This window comes from Mycobacterium sp. 1165196.3 (genome assembly GCF_001673415.1).
Lineage (GTDB): Bacteria > Actinomycetota > Actinomycetes > Mycobacteriales > Mycobacteriaceae > Mycobacterium > Mycobacterium europaeum_A.
This window is the reverse complement of the sequence record NZ_LZLU01000121.1, coordinates 1-2,708: the sequence shown is the minus strand read 5'-3', so window position 1 is coordinate 2,708 and position 2,708 is coordinate 1. Positions and strand designations below refer to the sequence as shown.

Sequence of the window (2,708 nt, the reverse complement as noted above, 5' to 3'; positions counted from 1 at the left end):
AGCGGGCTGGCGAGGGTTCTGATGAGCATTACGCCGAGCTTGCCGCGGTGGCCACGGTGAACCAGTTGCGTACCGCGATCAAGCTGGAACCGCGGCCCGACCCCGAGCCCCGGCCCGAGCTTGAGCGCTCGTTCACCGCGACTGCCACCGAGACGGGCAGTTGCTACCGGATCACCCTTCCGCACGATGACGCCGCGATGTTCGACGCGGCGTTGGCGTCGCATCGTGAGGCGCTGATCGCCGAGTGGAAACACGATCAGGCCATCGGCGCGGGTGATCAGCGGCCGCCGTTGCCGGGCACGGTCGAGGCGTTTATGCGCCTGGTCGAGGCCGGGTGGGATGTCGAGGCGGCGCGGCGCCCGCACGGGCAGCACACCACCGTGGTGGTGCACCTCGACGTGGAAAAACCCACCGCGGCGCTGCATCTGGGTCCGCTGCTTACCGATGCCGACCGCCGCTACCTCACTTGTGATGCCACCGGTGAGGTCTGGTTCGAACGCCGCGGCGAGGTCATCGGTGCCGGGCGGGCCACGCGGGTGATCAACCGGCGGCTGCGCCGCGCGCTCGAGTATCGCGACCGCACCTGTGTGGTGCCGGGTTGTGGTGCCACCCGCGGCCTGCACGCCCACCACCTGCGGCACTGGGAAGACGGCGGCCCCACCGAGTTGGCCAACCTGGTGCTGGTCTGTCCCTACCATCACCGGTCACACCATCGGGGTGTCATCACCATCAGCGGGCCCGCACACGCACTCGTGGTCCGCGACGACGAAGGCCGAGTACTGAGCCCGGCATCGCTGGCGCGCCCACCCACCGGGCCCCCACCTGCGGTGGCGCCGTGTCCGGGACCGATCGGCGAACGCGCCGACTGGTGGTGGTACACACCCTTCCAACCCCACCCACCACCAAACAACTAGCTAGGTTCCGCGCGGTCTCCGGCCGACGGTATCGATGGAATTGCTGCCCGTCAGCGCAGCATGGTCGCCACGATCCCGGCGAGGTAACCCAGCCGGGCGACCTCCGAGGGCCGGAATTCGGGGCCGGGACGGCCGAGCACCACGGCGGTGTGCGGATCGCCCAGCGGGGCCGCGACCATCGTCATGTCCATGTCGCGCCACGCTTGGGGCACCCAGTCGCCGCTGCTGTCCAGCGTGACGGCCCGTTCGATCGGCAGCCAGGGCGCCGAGTCCGCCTTGGTCTCCGGGGCGCCGGGGCTGCCGGCCAGGCGCTGGAGCTCGCCGTCCGCGCTGCGCAACACCGTGCACCAACTGACGCGCAGCACCTTGGGCGCCTCGTTGGCGAGAACCTGCAGTCGTGCGGCCTTGCCGTCGGCCGCGGCGATGTGGTCGAGCAGCTCGAGTTCGCGGTGCGCCTCCAGCAGGCCGGTGTGCGGGCGCACGCTGTCCACCCGGACACCGGACAGGGACTCGGCGGCCGTGATCAGCGTGTCCGGCATGGCGCCGGGCGGCAGTTCGATCACCAGGTCGTCGGTCGCGTAGCCCGAGCTGCGCTCCACCACATCGAGCGACAGGATGTCGGCGCCCACCGAACCGAGCGCCACCGCCAGCGACCCCAGGCTGCCTGGTCGGTCGACGAGCTCGATGCGCAACAGATAGGAGGGCACGGCCAACACTGTTGCACAGGCATGTGGCTTCTGCCCGCCGAGCGTCACGGCGGTGTGACGGTGGTCGCCCAACGTCACGCCAGCGCCAAGGACGCGGCGGGCTAGGCTTTCGGATCGTGTCCCAGATCTCCCGCGACGAGGTAGCGCACCTGGCCCGGCTGTCCCGGCTGGCGCTGACCGACAGCGAGCTCGACAGCTTCGCCGGCCAGCTCGACGCCATCTTGACCCACGTCAGCCAGGTCCAGGCGGTGGACGTCACCGGCGTCGAGGCGACCGACAACCCGCTCAAGGACGTCAACGTCACTCGTCCCGACCAGCCGGCCCCCTGCCTCACGCAGGCCGAGGCGCTGGCCGAGGCGCCCGAGGCCGTCGACGGCCGCTTCGGCGTCCCGCAGATCCTGGGGGACGCCGAGTGAACGAGATCGTCCGGTCCGACGCCGCCACCCTGGCCGCCCGGATCGCCGCCAAAGAGGTGTCCTCGGTCGAGGTCACCCAGGCATGCCTGGACCAGATCGCCGCGACCGACGACCGCTACCACGCCTTCCTGCACGTGGCGGCCGACGAGGCGCTGGCGGCGGCGGCCGTCGTCGACGAGGCGGTGGCCGCCGGGGAGCGGCTGCCGTCCCCGCTGGCCGGGGTCCCGCTGGCGCTCAAGGACGTCTTCACCACCGTCGACATGCCCACCACCTGCGGGTCCAAGATCCTCGAGGGCTGGCGTTCCCCGTACGACGCCACTCTCACCTCGCGGCTGCGCGCCGCGGGCATCCCGATCCTGGGCAAGACCAACATGGACGAGTTCGCGATGGGCAGCTCGACCGAGAACTCCGCCTACGGGCCCACCCGCAACCCGTGGGACGTCGACCGGGTGCCCGGTGGCTCCGGCGGCGGCAGCGCGGCCGCGTTGGCCGCGTACCAGGCCCCGCTGGCGATCGGATCCGACACCGGCGGCTCCATCCGGCAGCCCGCCGCGCTCACCGCAACGGTGGGAGTCAAGCCGACCTACGGCACGGTGTCGCGCTACGGCCTGGTGGCGTGCGCGTCGTCGCTGGATCAGGGCGGCCCGTGCGCGCGCACGGTGCTCGACACC

Annotated in this window: 4 protein-coding genes; 3 read left to right on the top strand and 1 reads right to left on the bottom strand. The window is 71.5% G+C overall.

What is annotated here, in order from left to right:
- On the top strand, positions 1–914 hold a 914-nt coding region (locus A5659_RS13210), incomplete at its 5' end, for an HNH endonuclease signature motif containing protein (protein ID WP_067181645.1).
- A 50-nt stretch (positions 915–964) separates the two neighbouring features.
- Here the strand turns inward: A5659_RS13210 and A5659_RS13205 are convergent.
- Positions 965–1,621 (bottom strand): amino acid-binding protein, encoded by a 657-nt coding sequence (locus A5659_RS13205; protein WP_156748800.1) that lies wholly within the window; start codon positions 1,619–1,621, stop codon positions 965–967.
- Positions 1,622–1,737: 116 nt separating this feature from the next.
- Between A5659_RS13205 and gatC the strand changes: the two genes are divergently transcribed.
- Positions 1,738–2,037: an Asp-tRNA(Asn)/Glu-tRNA(Gln) amidotransferase subunit GatC gene (gene gatC, locus A5659_RS13200; protein ID WP_066862090.1), complete on the top strand. Its 300-nt coding sequence runs from the start codon at positions 1,738–1,740 to the stop codon at positions 2,035–2,037.
- The coding region (locus tag A5659_RS13195; RefSeq protein WP_255364643.1) for an amidase family protein at positions 2,034–2,708 on the top strand (675 nt) is incomplete at its 3' end. The genes gatC and A5659_RS13195, both read left to right, overlap by 4 nt.